Annotated in this window: 3 protein-coding genes; all 3 read right to left on the bottom strand. The window is 38.6% G+C overall.

Annotated features, from left to right (window positions below; all coding sequences use genetic code 11):
- Positions 1-269, bottom strand: a 269-nt coding sequence (locus VXQ92_RS17195) for an LrgB family protein (protein WP_416682638.1), incomplete at its 3' end; no start/stop codon positions are given.
- Positions 270-279: 10 nt separating this feature from the next.
- Positions 280-651 carry a hypothetical protein gene (locus VXQ92_RS17190; protein WP_416682637.1) on the bottom strand — a complete coding sequence of 124 codons (372 nt, stop codon included), beginning with the start codon at positions 649-651 and terminating at the stop codon, positions 280-282.
- A 42-nt stretch (positions 652-693) separates the two neighbouring features.
- Positions 694-1,595 (bottom strand): GTPase HflX (gene hflX, locus VXQ92_RS17185; RefSeq protein WP_416682636.1); only part of this gene is annotated, 902 nt, incomplete at its 5' end.

Genomic DNA, 1,595 nt, shown 5'->3' with positions numbered 1-1,595 from the left:
CCAATCACCGATTTAAGAGGTAAATCGTCATAACGCATTGCAGCCAAAGGTATAGCTAAAGCAACCGTGACATAGCCTAATAAATGGCTGAATAAATCATTTACGTAAAGTCGATATTCTTCATAGGGAACTTTCAAAATTGACAATAGCCCAATGACAATGAACATGCCGAAAACTAAAAGAGGAACTTGAGGAAAACGGCGGTTTAATGGTTTTGCACAAAGGTAGCCAACTAAAGTGATCAAAAATCCATAAAGAATCATAAACATTTTATTCTCCTTATAACCAATGTTTTGCCATTTTTGCATAGACCCACAAGGGTATAAGGGTGCTCACTACCAAAACAAAAAGAAATAGCGGAATTTCTTTACCCATATGCACTAGCATAATTAAGGAGCCTGCACAAATGGGTAAAAAAGCAAAACCACTTTCTTTCATGACTTTATTATTAGTATCGACAAGTCTTAGCGGGATTTTCTTAAATTTACGCCAAATCAGTAAAACGATAAGTAAACTAATTAAACCTACCAGATTGCCTAACTCTGGATGACCAAAAGCACGCATAACGAAGACTGAGCCTTCGCGAAAACCGATAATAAGTAGTAAGGTTCCTACCCATGCTGCCCAGTCTATACTTTTGATCTTATCCATATTTTTTATCTCTAAAAGTTTACTTATCAAGTTTTAACTGATCTAGTGCTTGATTTCAAACTCTTCCAGTGGTCTTTTAAACTGACTCGCGCGTTCACCTAATATCTCATCTATAGGGAGTTTGGCTTGGCGAATTAACTGCTCAAGCTTATGAGGTGCAATTCGTATATCAATATGTAATAGCCCTTCATCGTCATAATGCTCAGATTGAATGACATTTAAAGCATAAAGTTGAGTACGCAATTTGCCATAAGCAGGTTTAAGTACCAATGAGAAGTGTTGAAGTTGTCCCATTAGACATTCTTGTACGGCTTGGCGAAGTAAATCTAGACCTAACCCTGAGTGTGCAGATACATAAACACGATCTGGAACATGAGGCTCTGAATAAATAATTTTCGCCTCTTCACCACTCAAATCAATTTTGTTATAAACACGAAGTACGGGTGCATCCGCTCCAATTTCCTTCAATACACCTTCAACGGCTTCAATCTGGTCAAGCATGTCATGACTACTACTATCGATGACATGTAAAAGCAGGGTAGCTTCAAGCGTTTCTTCTAAAGTTGCTTTAAATGATTCGACCAAATCATGTTGTAAGTTTCGTACGAACCCTACAGTATCTGCTAGAACCACCGTACCAATTCCATCCCATTCTAGGCGACGTAAGGTTGGATCAAGTGTTGCAAATAGTTGGTCGGCTGCATATACATCACTTTTTGCTAAAATATTAAATAAGGTTGATTTACCCGCGTTGGTATAACCGACTAATGAAACAGTTGGGATCGACGCTTTTTGTCTTGCAGCTCGTCCTTGCATACGGGTTTGATGGACTTTCTCTAACTTATCTTTTAACTGGGTAATACGAACACGAATGAGACGACGGTCTGTTTCGAGTTGTGATTCACCGGGACCGCGTAAACCAATACCACCTTTTTGTTGTTCAA

The sequence above is a fragment of the Acinetobacter sp. 228 genome (assembly GCF_048147885.1).
This window is presented reverse-complemented; position numbering and strand designations above follow the sequence as displayed.